Origin of the sequence: Mesorhizobium sp. CC13, from assembly GCF_039907765.1 — a bacterium.
Classification (GTDB): Bacteria; Pseudomonadota; Alphaproteobacteria; order Rhizobiales; family Rhizobiaceae; genus Aminobacter.
In genome coordinates, this window is sequence record NZ_JARDJI010000003.1 from 273934 (window position 1) to 291156 (window position 17223).

The 17223-nt window shown below is 65.5% G+C and carries 18 protein-coding genes; 6 read left to right on the plus strand and 12 right to left on the minus strand.

Annotated elements, in window-relative coordinates; genetic code table 11:
• Positions 1-69 precede the first annotated feature (69 nt).
• From pyrF to PV773_RS07210, 4 genes are all read left to right on the plus strand, one after another.
• Positions 70-768, plus strand: coding sequence for an orotidine-5'-phosphate decarboxylase (gene pyrF, locus PV773_RS07195; protein WP_347965684.1), 699 nt, complete (start codon positions 70-72; stop codon positions 766-768).
• 23 nt (positions 769-791) lie between these two features.
• Positions 792-1079 (plus strand): DUF1330 domain-containing protein, encoded by a 288-nt coding sequence (locus PV773_RS07200; RefSeq protein WP_347965685.1) that lies wholly within the window; start codon positions 792-794, stop codon positions 1077-1079.
• Positions 1080-1353: 274 nt separating this feature from the next.
• Positions 1354-2631 (plus strand): polyhydroxyalkanoate depolymerase, encoded by a 1278-nt coding sequence (locus PV773_RS07205; RefSeq protein WP_347965686.1) that lies wholly within the window; start codon positions 1354-1356, stop codon positions 2629-2631.
• 349 nt (positions 2632-2980) lie between these two features.
• On the plus strand, positions 2981-3550 hold the full coding sequence (locus PV773_RS07210; protein WP_347965687.1) for a transglutaminase-like cysteine peptidase: 570 nt from the start codon (positions 2981-2983) through the stop codon (positions 3548-3550).
• Positions 3551-3861: 311 nt separating this feature from the next.
• On the opposite strand, the gene PV773_RS07215 is transcribed toward PV773_RS07210, so the two are convergent.
• The 12 genes from PV773_RS07215 to infC all read right to left on the minus strand — a co-directional run bounded on the left by PV773_RS07215 (position 3862) and on the right by infC (position 15020).
• Complete coding sequence (locus tag PV773_RS07215; protein WP_347965688.1) at positions 3862-5394, minus strand: YifB family Mg chelatase-like AAA ATPase; 1533 nt, start codon at positions 5392-5394, stop codon at positions 3862-3864.
• 345 nt (positions 5395-5739) lie between these two features.
• On the minus strand, positions 5740-6726 hold the full coding sequence (locus tag PV773_RS07220) for a Gfo/Idh/MocA family oxidoreductase (RefSeq protein WP_347965689.1): 987 nt from the start codon (positions 6724-6726) through the stop codon (positions 5740-5742).
• Positions 6727-6828: 102 nt separating this feature from the next.
• Positions 6829-7407 (minus strand): YceI family protein, encoded by a 579-nt coding sequence (locus tag PV773_RS07225; RefSeq protein WP_347965690.1) that lies wholly within the window; start codon positions 7405-7407, stop codon positions 6829-6831.
• Positions 7408-7476: 69 nt separating this feature from the next.
• On the minus strand, positions 7477-8064 hold the full coding sequence (locus PV773_RS07230; protein WP_347965691.1) for a cytochrome b: 588 nt from the start codon (positions 8062-8064) through the stop codon (positions 7477-7479).
• A 48-nt stretch (positions 8065-8112) separates the two neighbouring features.
• Positions 8113-8712, minus strand: coding sequence for a nucleotidyltransferase family protein (locus PV773_RS07235; RefSeq protein ID WP_347965692.1), 600 nt, complete (start codon positions 8710-8712; stop codon positions 8113-8115).
• A 120-nt stretch (positions 8713-8832) separates the two neighbouring features.
• Positions 8833-11238 (minus strand): phenylalanine--tRNA ligase subunit beta, encoded by a 2406-nt coding sequence (pheT, locus tag PV773_RS07240; protein WP_347965693.1) that lies wholly within the window; start codon positions 11236-11238, stop codon positions 8833-8835.
• Positions 11235-11666, minus strand: coding sequence for an ASCH domain-containing protein (locus PV773_RS07245; RefSeq protein WP_347965694.1), 432 nt, complete (start codon positions 11664-11666; stop codon positions 11235-11237). The genes pheT and PV773_RS07245 overlap by 4 nt, the downstream gene beginning before the upstream one ends.
• Positions 11663-12760, minus strand: coding sequence for a phenylalanine--tRNA ligase subunit alpha (gene pheS / locus PV773_RS07250; RefSeq protein WP_347965695.1), 1098 nt, complete (start codon positions 12758-12760; stop codon positions 11663-11665). Before pheS ends, PV773_RS07245 begins: the two co-directional genes overlap by 4 nt.
• A 150-nt stretch (positions 12761-12910) precedes the next feature.
• Complete coding sequence (gene rplT, locus PV773_RS07255) at positions 12911-13312, minus strand: 50S ribosomal protein L20 (protein WP_067955711.1); 402 nt, start codon at positions 13310-13312, stop codon at positions 12911-12913.
• A gap of 30 nt (positions 13313-13342) precedes the next feature.
• A complete protein-coding gene (gene rpmI / locus PV773_RS07260; protein ID WP_347965696.1) occupies positions 13343-13546 on the minus strand; it encodes a 50S ribosomal protein L35 in 204 nt (67 codons plus the stop codon).
• A 210-nt stretch (positions 13547-13756) separates the two neighbouring features.
• Positions 13757-14383 carry an isoprenylcysteine carboxylmethyltransferase family protein gene (locus PV773_RS07265; RefSeq protein ID WP_347965697.1) on the minus strand — a complete coding sequence of 209 codons (627 nt, stop codon included), beginning with the start codon at positions 14381-14383 and terminating at the stop codon, positions 13757-13759.
• 100 nt (positions 14384-14483) lie between these two features.
• Entirely contained in the window at positions 14484-15020 is a 537-nt protein-coding gene (gene infC, locus PV773_RS07270; protein ID WP_347965817.1) for a translation initiation factor IF-3, read from the minus strand.
• Between the two features lie 199 nt (positions 15021-15219).
• Between infC and PV773_RS07275 the strand changes: the two genes are divergently transcribed.
• The gene (locus PV773_RS07275) at positions 15220-15996 is read left to right on the plus strand and encodes an alpha/beta hydrolase (protein WP_347965698.1); all 777 of its coding nucleotides are present in this window, start codon (positions 15220-15222) and stop codon (positions 15994-15996) included.
• Positions 15996-17180 (plus strand): benzoate/H(+) symporter BenE family transporter, encoded by a 1185-nt coding sequence (locus tag PV773_RS07280; protein WP_347965699.1) that lies wholly within the window; start codon positions 15996-15998, stop codon positions 17178-17180. The genes PV773_RS07275 and PV773_RS07280 overlap by 1 nt, the downstream gene beginning before the upstream one ends.
• The last annotated feature ends 43 nt before the right edge of the window (positions 17181-17223 follow it).

Genomic DNA, 17223 nt, shown 5'->3' on the forward strand with positions numbered 1-17223 from the left:
ACGCCGATGGAATGGCTTTGCCGTATATCGATGGGAAAGGGCGACAACGATGTCGACGCGGGTGGAAGCATGACCGTTGAAGCGATGCGCGACCGTCTCATCGTCGGGCTCGACGTGCCCACGGTCAGGGAAGCCGAACAGGTCGTGCGCGATCTCGACGGCACCGCCAGCTTCTACAAGATCGGCTACCAGCTCGCCTTTGCCGGCGGGCTCGACTTCGCCCGCGAGCTGGCGAGCGGCGGCAAGAAGGTCTTCCTCGACATGAAGCTTCTGGACATCGACAACACGGTGGCCAAGGGCGTCGAGAACATTGCCAAGATGGGCATGACCATGCTGACCCTGCACGCCTATCCCAAGGCCATGCGGGCTGCGGTGGAAGCCGCCAGGGGCAGCGACCTGTGCCTGCTCGCCGTCACCGTGCTGACGTCGATGGACGAACAGGACATGATCGACGCCGGCTATGAATACGACCCGCACACGCTGGTGCTGCGTCGGGCGGAGCAGGCCCTGCAGGCTGGAATGGGCGGCATCGTCTGCTCGGCCAGCGAGGCCTCGGCCGTGCGCCGCATCGTCGGGCCGAACATGGCGGTCGTAACTCCGGGCATCCGCCCCGCCGGCGCCGAACACGGCGACCAGAAGCGCGTCGTCACGCCCGCCGATGCCATCCGCAGCGGCTCGAGCCACCTCGTCGTCGCCCGCCCGATCGTCGGCGCGGTTGACAGGCGGGCCGCCGCCCAGGCTATCCTGGAGGAGATGGCGCAAGCCTGAAGACTGAACTCGGGGAGAAACAAATGACCAAGGCTTACTGGATCGCACGCGTCGACGTGCGCGACCCCGAGGGCTACAAGGGCTATGTCGCGGCCGCCAGGCCGGCCTTCGAGCGCTTCGGCGCCAGGTTCATCGCCCGTGGCGGCGCCCATGAGGCAGTCGAGGGGCCGGGCCGGGGGCGCAACGTCATCATCGAGTTCGCCTCGATGGAAGACGCCCGCAACTGCTACTTCTCGCCCGAGTACCAGCACGCCAAGTCGATCCGCCAGCAATTCGCCGACGGCGAGATCTTGCTGGTCGAAGGTGTCTGACCCCAACACCATCAGCTTCTGGTCCTGAGGGCCGGGTAGGGGCCCGCGATCCGGCGACCGCGCTTGCCCGTTCCTTTGGCACTGCACAAAATCGAAGCATTCGCATGCTAAGCCGGCGGCGCGCATTGGAAACGTATTTTCAACAGTTTGGACCAAAGATGGGCCCGTTTCTCGGAGCATGAGATATTGCATCGCAGCAGATGTTTGTTAACCTCGCTGCACTGCATGACGGGCCCCATGCCGGCTCGCCGCCCCGATGACCGGATGGGACAGCATGTTTTACCAGCTCTATGAATCGACGCATGCGGCCCTGCAGCCGGCGCGTGCCTATGCCGATGCCGTGCGGCTCTTCTACTCGAACCCGCTCAACCCGTTCGCGCACATGCCGCTCGGCCGCTCGGTAGCGGCGATGGCCGAATTGTTCGAGCGCACGACGAGGCGCTACGGCAAGCCGCAATTCGACCTCGACAAGACGGTTGTCGACTGGAAGCCGGCTGCCGTGACCGAGCGTATCGTCTGGTCGCGGCCCTTCTGCAAGCTGATCCATTTCGAGCGCGCCCTGCCCGCGGGACGCCGCCCCGACCCCAAGCTCCTGATCGTGGCGCCGATGTCCGGCCACTATGCGACGCTTCTGCGCGGCACCGTGGAAGCGATGCTGCCGCATGCCGACGTCTACATCACCGACTGGACCGATGCCCGGATGGTGCCGGTGAGCGAAGGCAAGTTCGACCTCGACGACTACATCGACTACGTCATCGACATGTTCCACATGCTCGGGCCGGACACGCATGTGATGGGCGTTTGCCAGCCCTCCGTGCCGGTCCTGGCCGCGGTGGCGGTCATGGAGGCCCGCGGCGACCGCTTTGCTCCGGCGACCATGACGCTGATGGGCGGGCCCATCGACACGCGCCGCAACCCCACCGCGGTGAACCTGCTGGCCGAGAAGAAGGACATCGACTGGTTCCGCGACAACGTCATCACGCAGGTGCCGTGGCCGGCGCCGGGCTTCTCCCGGGACGTCTATCCGGGCTTCCTGCAGCTTTCGGGCTTCATGACCATGAATCTCGACCGCCACATCATCGCCCACAAGGACTTCTTCATGCACCTGGTGAAGAACGATGGCGACAGCGCCGAGAAGCACCGGGACTTCTACGACGAATATCTGGCGGTGATGGACCTGACCGCCGAATTCTACCTGCAAACGGTGGAGACCGTGTTCATGCGTCACTCGCTCCCCAAGGGCGAGATGACCCATCGGGGGCAGCCGGTCGACCTGGCGGCGATCCGCAACGTCGCGCTGTTCACGGTCGAGGGCGAAAACGACGACATCTCGGGCCTGGGCCAGACGCAGGCCGCGCACGACCTGTGCATCAACATCCCCGACGAGATGAAGGCGCACTACATGCAGCCGGCCGTGGGCCACTACGGCGTCTTCAACGGCTCGCGCTTCCGCGCCGAGATCGTGCCGCGTATCGTCGACTTCATGGCGAGCTACGGCGCGGCCGCGCGCAAGAACGCCAAGCCGAGGCTGGTTCGCGAAGCCAAGGCCTGAGCCGACCACGCCCAGAGCGTTTCCGCTATTCCACGAATGGCGGAAACGCTCCATATCCTTGGTTTGACGCAATTCCGGACGGAAAACCGCTCCGCACTTTTTCTGGACTTGCTCTGAGTTTTCCACAGCGAGGCCCGGCGCCCGATCGCCGGGCCTTGGCGTTTCTGTTGCACAATAGTCGCGCCACGGCCGCCCCGGTAACCATGTCTGCAAACTGTTTCGGGCTCCGATTGACTCCCGATGCCCCTCGACCTTAACGTTTTGTTAACGATACGAAGGGGCGAGCGGGGCAATGATTTCCGCAGCAGGCGTGCGGTGCGCGGCAGTGCGTGCCGGAGTTATGGTAGGCATGGCGGCCGTGGCCCTGCTGTCTGGCGGCGAGGCGAACGCGGCCCAGCCGATGGTGACGGGGGGACTGACCTCGCAGCCCATCGGCCACTACGATTTCTGCCGCATCAACCCGGCCGAATGCTCGATCAAAGAGCGTGACTCCGGCCCCGAGCAGATGAACGGCGACCTGTGGCGCAAGCTCGTCGCCATCAATGTGGCCGTCAACGCCGCGATCAAGCCGATGAACGATATCGACATCTACGGCCGCGACGAGTTCTGGACCTATCCCGAAAATGGCCAGGGCGACTGCGAGGACTATGTGCTCGAGAAGCGCCGCACGCTCAGCCAGGAAGGCGTGTCGCTGTCCAACCTCTTGATCACGGTCGTGCGCAAGCCGGACGGCGAAGGGCATGCAGTGCTGACCGTGCGGACCACCAAGGGCGACTTCGTGCTCGACAACCTGACGGACCTGGTGCGCCAGTGGGACGAGACGGGATACCGCTTCCTCAAGCGGCAGTCGACCGAGAACACGGGCCGCTGGGTATCCATCCGCGAAGGCCAGGCAACCTTGGTCGGTTCGGTCAAGTAGGCTCGGCAGCTTCCTTTCTGTGTGCGAAGGCCGCCGTGGGCGGATAGCCCAGGCTCCGACGCCTGCGCATGCGGGCAGGCGCGCGACCGCGTCCGGACCATAGCATCTCCGCTTTTCTTCGAAACGCGGAAACGCTCCATCTCTTTGTTTTTGCGCAATTCCGGACGGAAAACCGCTGCGCGCTTTTCCTGGAATTGCTCCAGGTCTCGCTGGCTTCAACCTTCGGCTCCGGCACCTCGCCGGAGCATGGCCCGATCAACGCTGCAGGGTACACAAGCCCTTCGCGACAAGCTGACTGCGACCGGCGCAAGTCACGCCGCCTGCGCCATCCGCTCCGAAGCGATGCGGTATGAGATCGCCTCGGCCAGGTGGATGCGGCCCACGCCGTCGCTGCCGTCGAGATCGGCGAGCGTACGCGCGACCTTGAGTACCCGGTGATAGGCGCGGGCCGAGAAGCCGAGCTTCTCGCTCGCATCCCTGAGCAGCGCCAGCCCGCCGGCATCGGGGACGGCGATATCCTCGATCAGGCCGGCAGAGCACTGAGCGTTGGTCGTGGCGTTCGTCGCACCGAGCCTCTCCAGGCGCTCCCGCTGCACGGCACGGGCACGGGCGACGCGCACCGCCACCTGCGTGCTCGCTTCCGATCTGGCGCCACGGATGAGGTCGGTGGCAGAAACCGCCGGAACTTCGATGCGCAGGTCGATGCGGTCGAGCAGCGGGCCGGAAATGCGCGCCTGGTAATCGGCCTGGCAGCGCGCGCCGCGCAGGCAGCGATAGCCCGGCTCGCCCGCCATGCCGCAGCGGCACGGATTCATGGCGGCGACGAGCTGGATGCGGGCAGGGTAGGTGACGCGGTGGTTGACGCGCGCGATCATGCATTCGCCGGTCTCGAGCGGCTGGCGCAGCGAATCGAGAACCTGCGGCGAGAACTCGGGAAGCTCGTCCAGGAACAGCACGCCGTGATGAGCAAGCGAAACCTCGCCGGGGCGGGCGCGCAGCCCGCCGCCGACCATCGCCGCCATTGAGGCCGAGTGATGCGGTGCCCGGAACGGCCGGCGGTCGGTGAGCCGTCCCTCGGCCAGTTCACCCGCCACCGAAGCGATCATCGACACTTCGAGCAGTTCCCTGGGCGACAGCGGCGGCAGGATCGACGGCAGGCGCGCCGCCAGCATTGACTTGCCGGCGCCCGGAGGACCGACCATCAGGAGATTGTGCCCGCCGGCCGCCGCCACCTCGAGCGCGCGCCTGGCGGTCTCCTGGCCTTTGATATCCGCTAAATCCGGCAACCCGGCCGACGGCGCGCGGATGCCCGGCTCGGGTCGCGACAGCACCTGCGTGCCACGAAAATGGTTGGCCAGGGCAATCAGGCTGCGCGGCGCGAGAATGTCGATGTCGGTCCCTGCCCATGCCGCTTCCGGCCCGCACGCCGAGGGGCAGATCAGGCCCTTGCCCTCGGAGTTTGCTCCGATCGCGGCCGGCAGCGCGCCGGCCACCGGCGCTATGGTGCCATCAAGCGAAAGCTCGCCCAACACGATGTAGGCAGCAAGCGCGTCGCCCGGCACGGCCCCCAGCGCAGCCATCAGGCCGAGGGCGATGGGCAGGTCATAGTGGCTGCCTTCCTTGGGCAGATCCGCCGGCGCGAGGTTGACCGTCACCTTCTTGGGCGGCATCGATAGCCCCGATGCATGCAGCGCCGCCTGCACGCGCTCCCGGCTCTCCGCCACGGCCTTGTCGGGAAGGCCGACGATCTGCATGCCGGCCTTGCCCGGTGCGACCATCACCTGCACATCGACCGGAACCGCCTCGATGCCCTGGAACGCGACCGTGCGAACCCGTGAAACCATGCTGCCCTCCCGTTCGATGGATGAGCGTGGCCCTGCCCCAGGCACACGGCCATATCCTTTCTTCAGACAAGCATAAAAAATTATCCAAGACAAGAACATTTATAGAACAAACGGAAACACCGCCTGGAATGCTTGAGCTGCGACTTTCCCTCTCCAGCCGATTTTCAACAGCGCTCGCTGTCAAGCTGAGATCAGGAAGGACAACTTGAGAGGTCCCAGGATCAATTTTGTCGGCACCGCGCGCCGCGCCACGATAGTCTTTGCGGCAGGGGGGTCGTGCCAGGAATGCGCATCCGGCACCGCCGATCCGGCCGGTCCGTGGCCCAGCACGCCGTGGAAGCGCCGCTACACAGTCTCCCAGCCGTCGTGCTCGCCGGCGCGGAAGATGGCGTCGATGACCTTCTGGTTGAGCACCGACTCTTCCAGCGAGAATACGCGGTCCTTACCGCCCTGCGCCGCGCGCACGAAGGCCTCGACCTCGAGCCTGTACTGCTGCGTGCCGGGAAAGCGGAACACGGTGGCCTCGGTGTGGCCGGCATTGTGCAGTTCGACGCGGTGATGCTCGTAGAGCCCGGCATTGAAGGGCGAGCGCACTTCGATGAAGCCCTTGTCGCCGTGAAAGACCATCAGCTGGCGGTTGGCGAGTTGGGTGGACAGGTAGAAGGACAGCTCGAACTCGCCGAAATCGGCGCGCACGCTCGAATAGATGTCGGTACCGAACTTTTTGTCGCGCTCGATGCTGGCCTGCACGCGCAGGGGCTCCCTGCCGGTCGAGAACCGCGTCGTCACGGTTGGGTAGACGCCGATGTCGGGCAGGGCGCCGCCGCCGAGATCGAGCTTGTTGCGCATGTTGTCGGGGTCAACGTTGAAATAGGAGAACGCGCCCTGGACGTGGCGCAGCCTGCCGATGGTGCCCGAGGCGATCAGGTCGCGCACCTTGTGCCATTGGGGGTGGTAGGTGACCATGAAGGCTTCGGACACGACCACCTTGCTGCGGTCGCGGATGGCGATCAGCGGCGCGATGTCGTCTGCCTTCAGCGCCAGCGGCTTTTCGACCAGCACATGCCTGCCGGCCTCGGCTGCCCTGGCCGCCCATTCGAGATGCTGCGAGGTGGGCAGAGGGATGTAGACGCCGTCGACCGCATCCGAAGCGAGCAGGTCCTCGTAGGAGCCGAAGGCGTGGCGAGCACCGAAACGGTCGGCGAGCGCCCTGGCCTTGCCGAGATCGCGGCTGGCGACCGCCGCGACCACGCCGTTGTCGGAATCGGCGATCGCCGGCAGGACATGGTCGCGTCCGATCTTGGCGGTGGATAGTACGCCCCAACGAAACATCTGGCCTCCACGACTGGCTGGCAATGCGATCGGCCGTCACGGCCGCGCCCGATGTTGGCCGATGCGGCTGCCAAATTCCAGTGGAGATTCGGCTAAGGCCAATCAGCTGCGGCGGCCGGTGAACTCCATGTCGAAGGCGACGATGTTCGAATAGATCGGCGTACCGACATCCATCTGGTAGCGCGAGCGCAGCACCTTGCCGCTGACATGGAAGCGGATCTGGCGACCATTGAGGCTCTGCAGCTCGGCCTGGAATTTCTCGGTGAACGTGCGTCCCCTGGCGGTGAGGCGACCGGTGATCATCGCGGTGTTTTCGCCGGTGCGCGTCACGCTGGTCGAGCGGAAGACGATTTCCTGCTCGTTGGTCGTATCGAAGACCGCATCCGACTTGAGGAAGGCATCGACGCGGCCCTCACCGGTACCGACGCTGTCGGGGAAGATGGTCAGGTCCACGCGCGACCGCCCGATGTCGCCGCCGTCGATACGGATGGAGCCCTTGAAACGGCCGAAGGCGCCGTTCAGTCCGCCGCCGCCAACCTTACCGATGGCAAAACGGATGGCCGAACCGTCGGCGGAAATGGCGTAGCGCCCGGCGGCATCGGAAAGTGCCACCGCCCCGGCGCTCCCGACGACGCTGATGACGGCGAGGAATGCTGCAAGCCCCAAGCGTGTTGTGATCATTGCCTCGGCACTCCCTGTCGGTGCGGCTAGATCCAACCGCACAGGCAGTGAACGAATCTCGTGCCGCCGCTATTCCGGACCGTGGTCCCCGCGGCCGAGCGAAGGCGAGATCATCCTCGCCATGACCGCGTCGCGCAACCAGAAATGATGCCGCAGGGCCGCCAGGAAATGCAGCGCCACCAGGGCCATGCCGAGATAGGCGAGCCAGCGGTGGCCGAAGATCCAGAAGGTCTCGGCCTGCTCGGAAACGCCGAGAGGCAGATGCGGCATGACGAACAGGTTGAACGGCATCGAGGGGATTTCGAGCACAGAGACCGATACCAGCACCCAGCCGGACAGCGGCACGACGAGTTGCGCGGCGTAAAGCGCAAGGTGGACGGCAGGCGCTGCCTTGCGTTCCATCGCCCCGACCTCGGCCGGCAGCTCCGGCCTGGCATTGCCGAGACGCCAGCCGATGCGGATCAGCACCAGCCCGAGCAGCAGGAAGCCGAAGGACTTGTGCAGCTGGATCAGCTCGAAGGAGGTGCGCTGGCTGGCCACTCGGATCATCGCCAGGCCGAGCGCGAACTGGCCGATGAAGACCAGTGCGACGAGCCAGTGGAAGACGATCGCGGCCCAGCCATAGCGGGTAGTGGTGTTGCGCAGCATCGACGGCACCTCCGTGGCACAACGAATCTGCCACGGATTTCGTCCCGGGACAGCAGCCTACCAGTCGACGACGGTCACCTCGGGCCACATCTCTCTGGCACGCCGGCCCTTGGCCTCGTGGGTGGCGCGGTTGTCGTTGCGGTGGTTGGGCGTGAGCCGGAAGGCGAAGATGTCGTCGAGACCGAAGGGCGCCCAGACCTCTGGCGCGCCGTCGACGAGGGCGATGCCGACGGCATGCGTCCGCGAGGCGAAATGTTCAAGCGACTCGGCGCTGGATCCCAGCGGCGCGCGCGGCGAGCCGAAATGGTCCTCGAACCAGAGATGGACGCGGGCCTGGTTGCGGATCTCGACCGGCAGCGGCAGATCCGCAAATGCGTCATTGCCACGGCGGATGACGGCGTCCTCGGCCTCCCAGGAAAGGTCCGAGCCGTCGAAGTAGAAGAGGTCGATGTCGCGGACGCCGTGACCGACCGGACGGCCGGTCAGATGGTTCCAGACGCTGTTGTAGAGCGCGCCCGAAACCAGCATCCACTGGGGCAGGCCGAGCGTCTCGGCCGCCGCGAGCGCGGGGCGGACGATCGGATCGGCGAGGAGGATATCGAGCAGAACCTGCCGCTGGTCTTCGAACGGCAGGCCCTTGTAGCGAAGATGCTCCATGCTCCTCCCCGAGGGCGGCTAGAGCGGCGGACGCCCGAAAAAATCCGGGCTGCCGCTCTATCCGTTTGTTTTCGCCGCATTTTTGCGACGCCAAGCGATCCCTCTTGGCTGCAAAATGCTCTAGCTCCGGAGCGCGCCGCCGGACTGCTTCTTGACGTTGTCGACGATCTTGGCCGCAAGCGCCTCGAAATCCTGGTCGGTCAGCGTCTTTTCGACCGGCTGGATGGTGACCTCGATGGCGACCGACTTCTTGCCCTCGCCGAGCGCAGCGCCCTCGAAGACGTCGAAGACGGAAACGCCGGTGATGAGCTTCTTGTCGGCGCCAAGGGCGGCGCGGGTCAGCGTGCCGGCCTCGACGGCCTTGTCGACGACGAAGGCGAAGTCGCGCTTGACCGCCTGGAACGGCGACAGTTCGAGCCTAGGCTTGGTCTTGGTCGGCTTGGCCTTGGGCTCGGGGATGGCATCGACATAGACCTCGAAGCCGCAGAGCGGGCCCGACACGTCGAGGCCTTCGAGCGTATTCGGGTGGAACTCGCCGAAGGTGCCGAGCACGACCTTGGGGCCGAGCTTGATCACACCCGAGCGGCCCGGGTGGTACCAGGCGGGAGCGCCGGTCTCGATCTGCAGGCGGTCGACCGGTGCGCCACAGGCTTCGAGTGCCGCGATCGCGTCGGCCTTGGCGTCGAACACGCCGACATTGCCCGCATTGCCCGACCAGTTGCGGCCAGAACCTTCAAGCTTGGCGGTGCCGCGACGGACGCCGGCGGCGACGCGACGCTGGCCCTCGGCCGTGTCGTTCTCATAGGTGCCGGAGACCTCGAACAGGGCGACGTCGCCCAGGCCACGGTCCGCGTTGCGCTGGGCAGCCGCCATCAGTCCGGGCAGCAGCGATGGACGCATGTCCGACATGTCTGATGCGATCGGGTTCGACAGCTTCAGGCTCTCCTGGCCGCCGCCGAACAGCTCGGCGTGCCTGGCCGGGATGAACGACCAGGTGACGGCCTCCATCATGCCGCGCACGGCGAGCGCGCGCCGCGCCGAGCGGGTGCGGATCTGCAGCGTGGTCAGGATCTTGCCGTTGACGGCGTCATGCGCGCCGAGCGGCTGCGGCGCGATGTTGTCGACGCCGTGGATGCGCATGACCTCTTCGACCAGGTCGGCCTTGCCGTCGACATCGGGACGCCAGGACGGCACCGAAACGTCGACGACATCGCCACTGCCCACGACACCGAAGCCGAGGCGGGTCAGGATATCGAGGCTCTCGGCCTTATCGACCTCGATGCCGGTCAGGCGCTTGACCTCGCTGAGCGGGAAGGAGACGACCTTCGGCTCATGGCCGGCGTAGCCGACGACATCGGTCTTCGTCGGCTGGCCGCCGCAGAGCTCCAGCACCAGCTTCGTCGCCAGCTCGACGCCCGGAACCATGAATTCGGGGTCGACGCCGCGCTCGAAGCGGTAGCGCGCATCGGTGATAATGCCGAGCGTGCGGCCGGTGCGGGCGACGTTGAGCGGCGCCCAGAGAGCGGACTCGATCAGCACGTCGGTAGTGTTCTCGTCGCAGCCCGAATGCTCGCCGCCCATGACGCCGGCGATGGATTCGACGCCGTTGGCGTCGGCGATGACGCACATCTCCGATGTCAGCGCATATTCGCGGCCGTCGAGCGCCAGCACCTTGTCGCCTTCGCGGCCACGGCGGACCACCAGGTTGCCGGCGACCTTCCTGGCGTCGAAGACATGCAGCGGGCGGCCGCGGTCGAAGGTGACGTAGTTGGTGATGTCGACCAGCGTGTTGATGGGGCGCAGGCCGATGGCCAGCAGGCGCTGCTGCATCCACTTGGGCGAGGGGCCGTTCCTGACGCCGCGCACCAGGCGTAGCGCGAAGCCCGGGCAGAGCTCCGGCGCCTCGATCGACACCTTGACCGGGCAGTCGCCTTCGCCGGCGATGGCTGCGACCGCGCCGTCCTTGAGCGTGCCGAGGCCGGAGGCCGCCAGATCGCGGGCGATGCCATGGACGCTGGTGGCGTCGGGACGGTTCGGCGTCAGGTTGATCTCGATGACCGGGTCGTCGAGATGGGCGTAGGCGGCGTAGGACGTACCCACGGGCGCATCGGCCGGCAGGTCGATGATGCCGTTGTGCTCGTCCGACAGCTGCAGCTCGCGCTCGGAGCACATCATGCCGTGGCTTTCGACACCGCGGATCTTGCCGACCGACAGGGTGACATCGATGCCGGGAACGTAGGCGCCGGGGGCTGCGAAGGCACCGATCAGGCCGGCGCGCGCGTTGGGCGCACCGCAGACGACCTGGACGGGGTTGCCCGTCCCGGTGTCGACGGTCAGCACCTGCAGCTTGTCGGCGTCCGGGTGACGGCTCGCCGTTAGCACCTTGGCGATGACGAAGGGCTTGAGCGCCGCCTTGTCGTCGACCGACTCGACTTCGAGGCCGATCGAGGTCAACCGCTCGACGATCTGGTCGAGCGTGGCGTCGGTATCGAGGTGATCCTTGAGCCAAGAGAGCGTGAATTTCATGGGTTCACTCGTTTCGTGTCGTTGCGGTCGAGCACTTCCACCAGCCGGAACCGCTCACAAACCAAAATCATGTCAGGCGAAAAGCCGCCATTGCGGGCGAAATAGGCCTCGTGGGCATCACGCCAGTATTCGTAGGACAGGTCGCCCTCGCCTTCCGCGGCAGCAAACTCGGCATCGACCTCGTCGAAGCGACGCTGGATCGCCTCGACGGTTTCGATGACGGCGGCGCGGCGACCCTCACCGTCGAGCACGACATCCCTGCGGCCGACCTCCGGCACCGGCTCGGCACCGCCATAGTCGCGCAAGGCGCCGCAGGTCGCGGTCTTCTTGCCCGACAGCACCAGCGCCAGAAGCTCATCCGCGAGCTCCGGGGTGTCGCCGAAAGCGAAGGTCACCGCACCGGCATATCGGTCGGCGGCCTGGGTCATGCGCTCAGGCCACCGAACAGGGTCGGCATGTCGAGCGGGCGGAAACCGTAGTGCTGCAGCCAGCGGACATCGGCGTCGAAGAAGGCGCGCAGGTCCGGCATGCCATATTTCAGCATGGCTATGCGGTCGATGCCCATGCCCCAGGCAAAGCCCTGGTACTCGTCCGGATCGAGCCCGCCGAAGCGCAGCACGTTGGGGTGCACCATGCCGCAGCCGAGGATCTCCATCCAGTCGTTGCCTTCGCCGAAACGTACTTCGCCGGGACGCGAGCGATCGCACTGGATGTCGACCTCGAGGCTCGGCTCGGTGAACGGGAAGAAGGACGGACGGAAGCGCATCTTGACCGAGGGCACCTCGAAGAACGCCTTGCAGAATTCCTCCAGCACCCACTTCATGTTGGCGATGTTGGCGGTCTTGTCGATCACCAGACCCTCGACCTGATGGAACATCGGCGAGTGCGTCGCGTCCGAATCCTGGCGATAGGTCTTGCCCGGGATGACGATGCGGATCGGCGGCTTCTGCGTCTCCATGGTGCGGATCTGCACCGGCGAGGTGTGGGTGCGCAAAAGCTTGCGCTCGCCGCTCTCGACGGGCGGGAAGAAGAAGGTGTCGTGCATCTCGCGCGCCGGATGGCCTTCGGGGAAGTTCAGCGCGGTGAAATTGTAGTGGTCGGTCTCGACATCGGGACCTTCGGCGATCGAGAAACCGAGGTCGCCGAAGATCGCGGCGATCTCGTCGATCACCTGGCTGATCGGGTGGATACGGCCGCGCTCGGCCGGCGACTGGCGCACCGGCAAGGTGACGTCGACTGTCTCGGCGGCGAGGCGGGCGGTGATCGCCACATCGCGAAGTTCGCCCTTGCGGGCGGCGAGCGCGTCGGTGACGCGGTTCTTGAGCCCGTTGATGGCGGGGCCCTTGGTCTGGCGCTCCTCGGGGCTCATGCCGCCGAGGGTCTTCAGCATTTCCGAGACCGAGCCCTTCTTGCCAAGGGCGGCGACGCGCACCGCCTCGATCGCCTGCTCGTCGGCGGCGGAGGCGATTTCTGCCAGAAGCGATGCTTCGAGCAATCCTAGATCGTGGCTGCTGGCGTTCATGAACGAACCTATTCGAAACGGCGGATCATCGCGTTCTCGGCGGACAATCCACCTTCAGTTGACTTGCGGCCTAAAAGAAAAAACCCGCGCTAGCCCTGCCAGCGCGGGTTTCCCAAATCACAATGCAGAAAGCTTGGGAAGCGCTGGTCTTTACGCGACAGCGCTTTCAAAAGCGTTCGGGGTGGTGTTCTTGAGGTACTCAAGAGCGACCTTGGCCTTGGCGACGAGAGCGGCGAAAGCCTGCGGCTCGTGGATGGCCATATCGGAGAGGATCTTGCGATCGATCTCGATGTTCGCCTTGTTCAGGCCGTCGATGAAGCGGCCGTAGGTCAGGCCATGCTCGCGAACGGCGGCGTTGATGCGCTGGACCCACAGGGCGCGGAAGTTGCGCTTGCGGTTCTTGCGGTCGCGATAGGCGTACTGCTTCGACTTCTCCACCGCCTGCTTGGCAATGCGGATGGTGTTCTTGCGGCGGCCGTAGAAACCCTTGGCCTGCTCGAGAACCTTCTTGTGCTTGGCGTGGGCGGTTACGCCCCTTTTGACGCGTGCCATGTCATGATCTCCTTAAAACGCTGGCCGGGCTCAGAGGCCGTTCGGCAGAAAATTCTTGATGACCTTCTTGGCATCCGGTTCAGCCAGAACCATCGTGCCGCGGGCATCGCGAATGAACTTGTTGGTGCGCTTGATCATGCCATGACGCTTGCCAGCGGCCTGCGCCAGGACCTTGCCAGTGCCGGTTACCTTGAACCGCTTCTTGGCAGCCGATTTGGTCTTCATCTTGGGCATTTTGCTACTCCGTTCTTCGGGAATCCCGCAGCACCCGGAGGTGCCTCGAAATCCCTTCATGTTGTTGTTTTCAGGCCGACCAAAGCCCGAAAAGCAAATGAAACCGCCACGGCATGCCCTGCCGGGCGGTTCTGGGACGCGGCTATATACGCGGAAGTTCGACGCAGCGCAACACCCAGAAAGGGCCGCAAGCGCAATGAATCCGCGGCCTCAGGGGAGGCGAAACAGTACCGGCAGCGCGCCGGTGATCTGGGCATGGTCGATCAGCTCGAACACCGGCAGCGCCACCAGGAAGACGAGTCCGTCCAGCAGCGTGTTGAGCAGGAGCTTCGGCCTGAAGCTTCCCGTATCGCCCTCCCGGTAGAGCGACAGCTTCGGCCAGAAGCGGGGCACGCGAGCGAGGTAGCTCTGGTATTCGGCGCCGAATTCGGAAGCGAGATAACGCTCCTCGCGCCGGATGACGACGTGGAAGGCGCCTGCGCACAAAAGCGCAAAGCCGATGGTGGCGACGATGGACCCCATCTGGGCGCCGACGCCGGCCGCGGCAAGTGTCGAGAACACGTAGAGCGGATTGCGGGTCACCGAATAGGGGCCGCCGGTCACCACTTCGTCCGACTTGCGACCGCCGATGTAGAGCGTGCACCAGAGACGCCCGACGACACCCAGGAAGATCATCAGGATGCCCAGCATCTCCACGACCTCGTGGAACGTGGTGTCGGGCGGGAAGGAGGACTGGCCGAAGAGCAATGCCGCGAACATCGCGACGACCATCACCGCAAGCACGAGCCTGCGCATGCGCTGGTAATGCCCCAGCCCGTTCCTGTTCCGTGAATTCATGCCAACCCAAACGCGAGCGGCCCGCCTGAAAGGCCCGGCCGCTAGGCGCCCCACCATGCAAGGATATGCCGGCCCCGGCTCATGCCGGGGCATTGCGGCATCAGCGTGGCGCCAGCACCATCATCATCTGGCGACCTTCGAGCTTGGGCTCGGCTTCGACCTTGGCAATCGTTGCGACTTCCTCACGGACCTTGTTGAGGAGCTGCATGCCGAGTTCCATATGCGCCATCTCGCGGCCGCGGAAGCGCAGCGTCAGCTTGACCTTGTCGCCTTCCTCGAAGAAGCGGCGCACCGCCTTCATCTTCACCTCGTAGTCGTGGCTGTCGATGTTCGGGCGCATCTTGATCTCCTTGATCTCGATGACCCGCTGGTTCTTGCGCGCTTCGGCCGCCTTCTTCTGGTTGGCGTATTTCAGCTTGCCGAGGTCGAGGATCTTGACGACGGGCGGCGTGGCATTGGGGGAAATTTCGACGAGGTCGAGGCCGGCCTCTTCGGCAGCCAGGAGCGCTTCGTTGATGGAGACGTCGCCGCGGTTCTGGCCGTCGGCGTCGATGAGCTGGACCCGGGGAACCCGGATGTCGCGGTTGGAGCGCGGGCCGTCCTTGGTGGGCGCGGCTGCTTTAAAAGGTCTGCGAATGGTCGTGGTCTCCTCGAGCCATTGACGTTCGATGGGTTTCGGACGCGCCAATGTGGGTAGCGCGCGGGCGATGTCAATAGCACAGCAATCACAACAAATCACCAGCAACTGTGTATGCGGACTGCGCCAAACGAAGGTTTTTGGCGAGACTGTTCGCCATAGCCGAGCTATGCCACAAGTCCGGCCAAGGGGATCCGACATGACCGCAAGTGCTCCAGCCTTCATCGAAGTCGACGGCAAACGCATCGCCTACCGCAGGCAGCCCGGCAAGGCGCCGGGCCTCGTCTGGCTCGGCGGCTACAAGTCCGACATGCTGGGCACCAAGGCCGAGACGCTGGCCGGCTGGGCTGCGGGCGAAGGGCGGAGCTTCCTGCGCCACGACTATTCCGGTCACGGCGAAAGCGGCGGCGCATTCGCCGACGGCACGATCTCGAAATGGCTGGCCGAAAGCCTCGCCGTGTTCCGCAAATTCACCGAAGGCCCGCAGGTGCTGGTCGGCTCGTCGATGGGCGCATGGATTGCGTTGCGCATGAACGAGGAACTCAACAAAGCGGGCGAGGGCGAGCGGGTCGCGGGGCTGGTGCTGCTGGCACCGGCGCCGGACTTCACCGTCGAGCTGGTGGAGCCGCAGCTGACCGACGCGCAGCGCCTGGAGCTGGCCGAGAAGGGTTATTTCGAGGAGCCGTCGGAGTATTCGCCCGAGCCCTACATCTACACCCGCGCGCTGATCGAGGATGGTCGCCAGAACCTCGTCATGACCGCTCCTATCCACACCCATTGTCCCGTCCACATCATCCAGGGGCTGGCCGACCCCGACGTGCCGCACAGCCACGCGCTGAAGCTGATGAGCCTTTTGCCCGCCGACGACGCGACGCTGTCCTTGGTGCCCGCCGGCGACCACCGCCTGTCGCGGCCTGAGGACCTCGAGCTGATGACCCGCGCGGTTGGCGAAACCATCGCAAGGGCGGCGGGCTGATGCGCGCCTCGATCCCGATCTCGGCCTTCGTCGCGGCGATCGTCGGCTTCGGCGGCACGCTCGCCATCATCATCGCCGCGGCGAACGCGGTGGGAGCGACGCACATACAGACGGCGAGCTGGGTCACCGCCATCTGCCTCGCCATGGCCTTCGAGACGGCCTGGCTGTCATGGCGGACCAAGATGCCGGTCATCTCCGCCTGGTCGACGCCGGGTGCGGCGCTGATCGCCGCCAGCAGCGGCTTTTCCATCGGCGAGGCTGTCGGCGCCTTCCTGGTCGCCGGCGCGCTGCTGGTGCTGACCGGCCTCATCAAGCCGCTGACGCAGCTGATCTCGCGCATCCCGGCCTCGGTGGCCTCGGGCATGCTCGCCGGCATCGTCGTCACCTTCGCCATCAACGCCGCCAAGACGGTGCCGTCCGACCCCTGGCTGATCGTGCCGCTGATCGCCGCCTTCTTCCTGATCCGGCTCTACAATCCGGCGCTGTCGGTGCTGGTGGTCCTGGTCGGCGGCGGGCTTGCCGCATTCCTCACCGGCCGCGTCGGCAGCCTGCCGGCGCCGGAGCTTTCTACGCTGACGCTGATCATGCCCGAATTGAGCCTAGCCGCCATCTTCGGCCTGGCACTGCCGCTCTACCTCGTCACCATGGCCTCGCAGAACCTTTCGGGTCTGGCCGTGCTGCGCGCCGCCGGCTACCACCCCGAACCCGCCCCGCTGATCGGGGTGACCGGGCTGTTCTCGATCCTGTCGGCGCCCTTCGGCGCCTCGACCACCAACCTGGCGGCGATCTCGGCGGCGATCTGCACCGGCCCGGACGTGCATCCCGACATGGCCGAGCGCTGGAAGACGGGGCCGTTCTACGCGCTGGCCTATCTGGTATTCGCCGCCTTCGGCGCCTCGCTGGTGGCAATCTTCGCAGTGCTGCCGCCGAGCCTGATCGTGCTGGTGGCGGGGCTGGCGCTGATGGCTTCGCTCGCCAATGCGCTGGCGATCGCGCTCAAGGACGACCACCACCGCATGGCGGCAACGACGGCCTTCGTGGTTACCGCATCCGGGCTCACCCTGTTCGGCGTTGGCTCGGCGTTCTGGGGGCTCGTCGCGGGGCTGGTGGTGCTGGTCCTGGAGAACCTCAAAAAAGGATCGCCTTTCCAGAGCCTTGTCCGGTTTTGGACGACGCCGTCTTGAATCGCCATTTTTGCCATCCCATGTCGATTGGAGCAGCTTTTTC

Bases quoted from the DNA above. Each gene is read 5' to 3' on its own strand.
- pyrF (WP_347965684.1), top strand. From the start codon at position 70: ATGACCGTTGAAGCGATGCGCGACCGTCTCATCGTCGGGCTCGACGTG.
- PV773_RS07220 (WP_347965689.1), bottom strand. From the start codon at position 6,726: ATGTTTCGTTGGGGCGTACTATCCACCGCCAAGATCGGACGCGACCAT.
- PV773_RS07210 (WP_347965687.1), top strand. From the start codon at position 2,981: ATGGCGGCCGTGGCCCTGCTGTCTGGCGGCGAGGCGAACGCGGCCCAG.
- rpmI (WP_347965696.1), bottom strand. From the start codon at position 13,546: ATGCCCAAGATGAAGACCAAATCGGCTGCCAAGAAGCGGTTCAAGGTA.
- PV773_RS07280 (WP_347965699.1), top strand. From the start codon at position 15,996: ATGCGCGCCTCGATCCCGATCTCGGCCTTCGTCGCGGCGATCGTCGGC.
- pheT (WP_347965693.1), bottom strand. From the start codon at position 11,238: ATGAAATTCACGCTCTCTTGGCTCAAGGATCACCTCGATACCGACGCC.
- PV773_RS07235 (WP_347965692.1), bottom strand. From the start codon at position 8,712: ATGGAGCATCTTCGCTACAAGGGCCTGCCGTTCGAAGACCAGCGGCAG.
- PV773_RS07215 (WP_347965688.1), bottom strand. From the start codon at position 5,394: ATGGTTTCACGGGTTCGCACGGTCGCGTTCCAGGGCATCGAGGCGGTT.
- rplT (WP_067955711.1), bottom strand. From the start codon at position 13,312: ATGGCACGCGTCAAAAGGGGCGTAACCGCCCACGCCAAGCACAAGAAG.
- PV773_RS07275 (WP_347965698.1), top strand. From the start codon at position 15,220: ATGACCGCAAGTGCTCCAGCCTTCATCGAAGTCGACGGCAAACGCATC.
- PV773_RS07245 (WP_347965694.1), bottom strand. From the start codon at position 11,666: ATGACCCAGGCCGCCGACCGATATGCCGGTGCGGTGACCTTCGCTTTC.
- PV773_RS07200 (WP_347965685.1), top strand. From the start codon at position 792: ATGACCAAGGCTTACTGGATCGCACGCGTCGACGTGCGCGACCCCGAG.
- PV773_RS07205 (WP_347965686.1), top strand. From the start codon at position 1,354: ATGTTTTACCAGCTCTATGAATCGACGCATGCGGCCCTGCAGCCGGCG.
- PV773_RS07225 (WP_347965690.1), bottom strand. From the start codon at position 7,407: ATGATCACAACACGCTTGGGGCTTGCAGCATTCCTCGCCGTCATCAGC.
- PV773_RS07265 (WP_347965697.1), bottom strand. From the start codon at position 14,383: ATGAATTCACGGAACAGGAACGGGCTGGGGCATTACCAGCGCATGCGC.
- pheS (WP_347965695.1), bottom strand. From the start codon at position 12,760: ATGAACGCCAGCAGCCACGATCTAGGATTGCTCGAAGCATCGCTTCTG.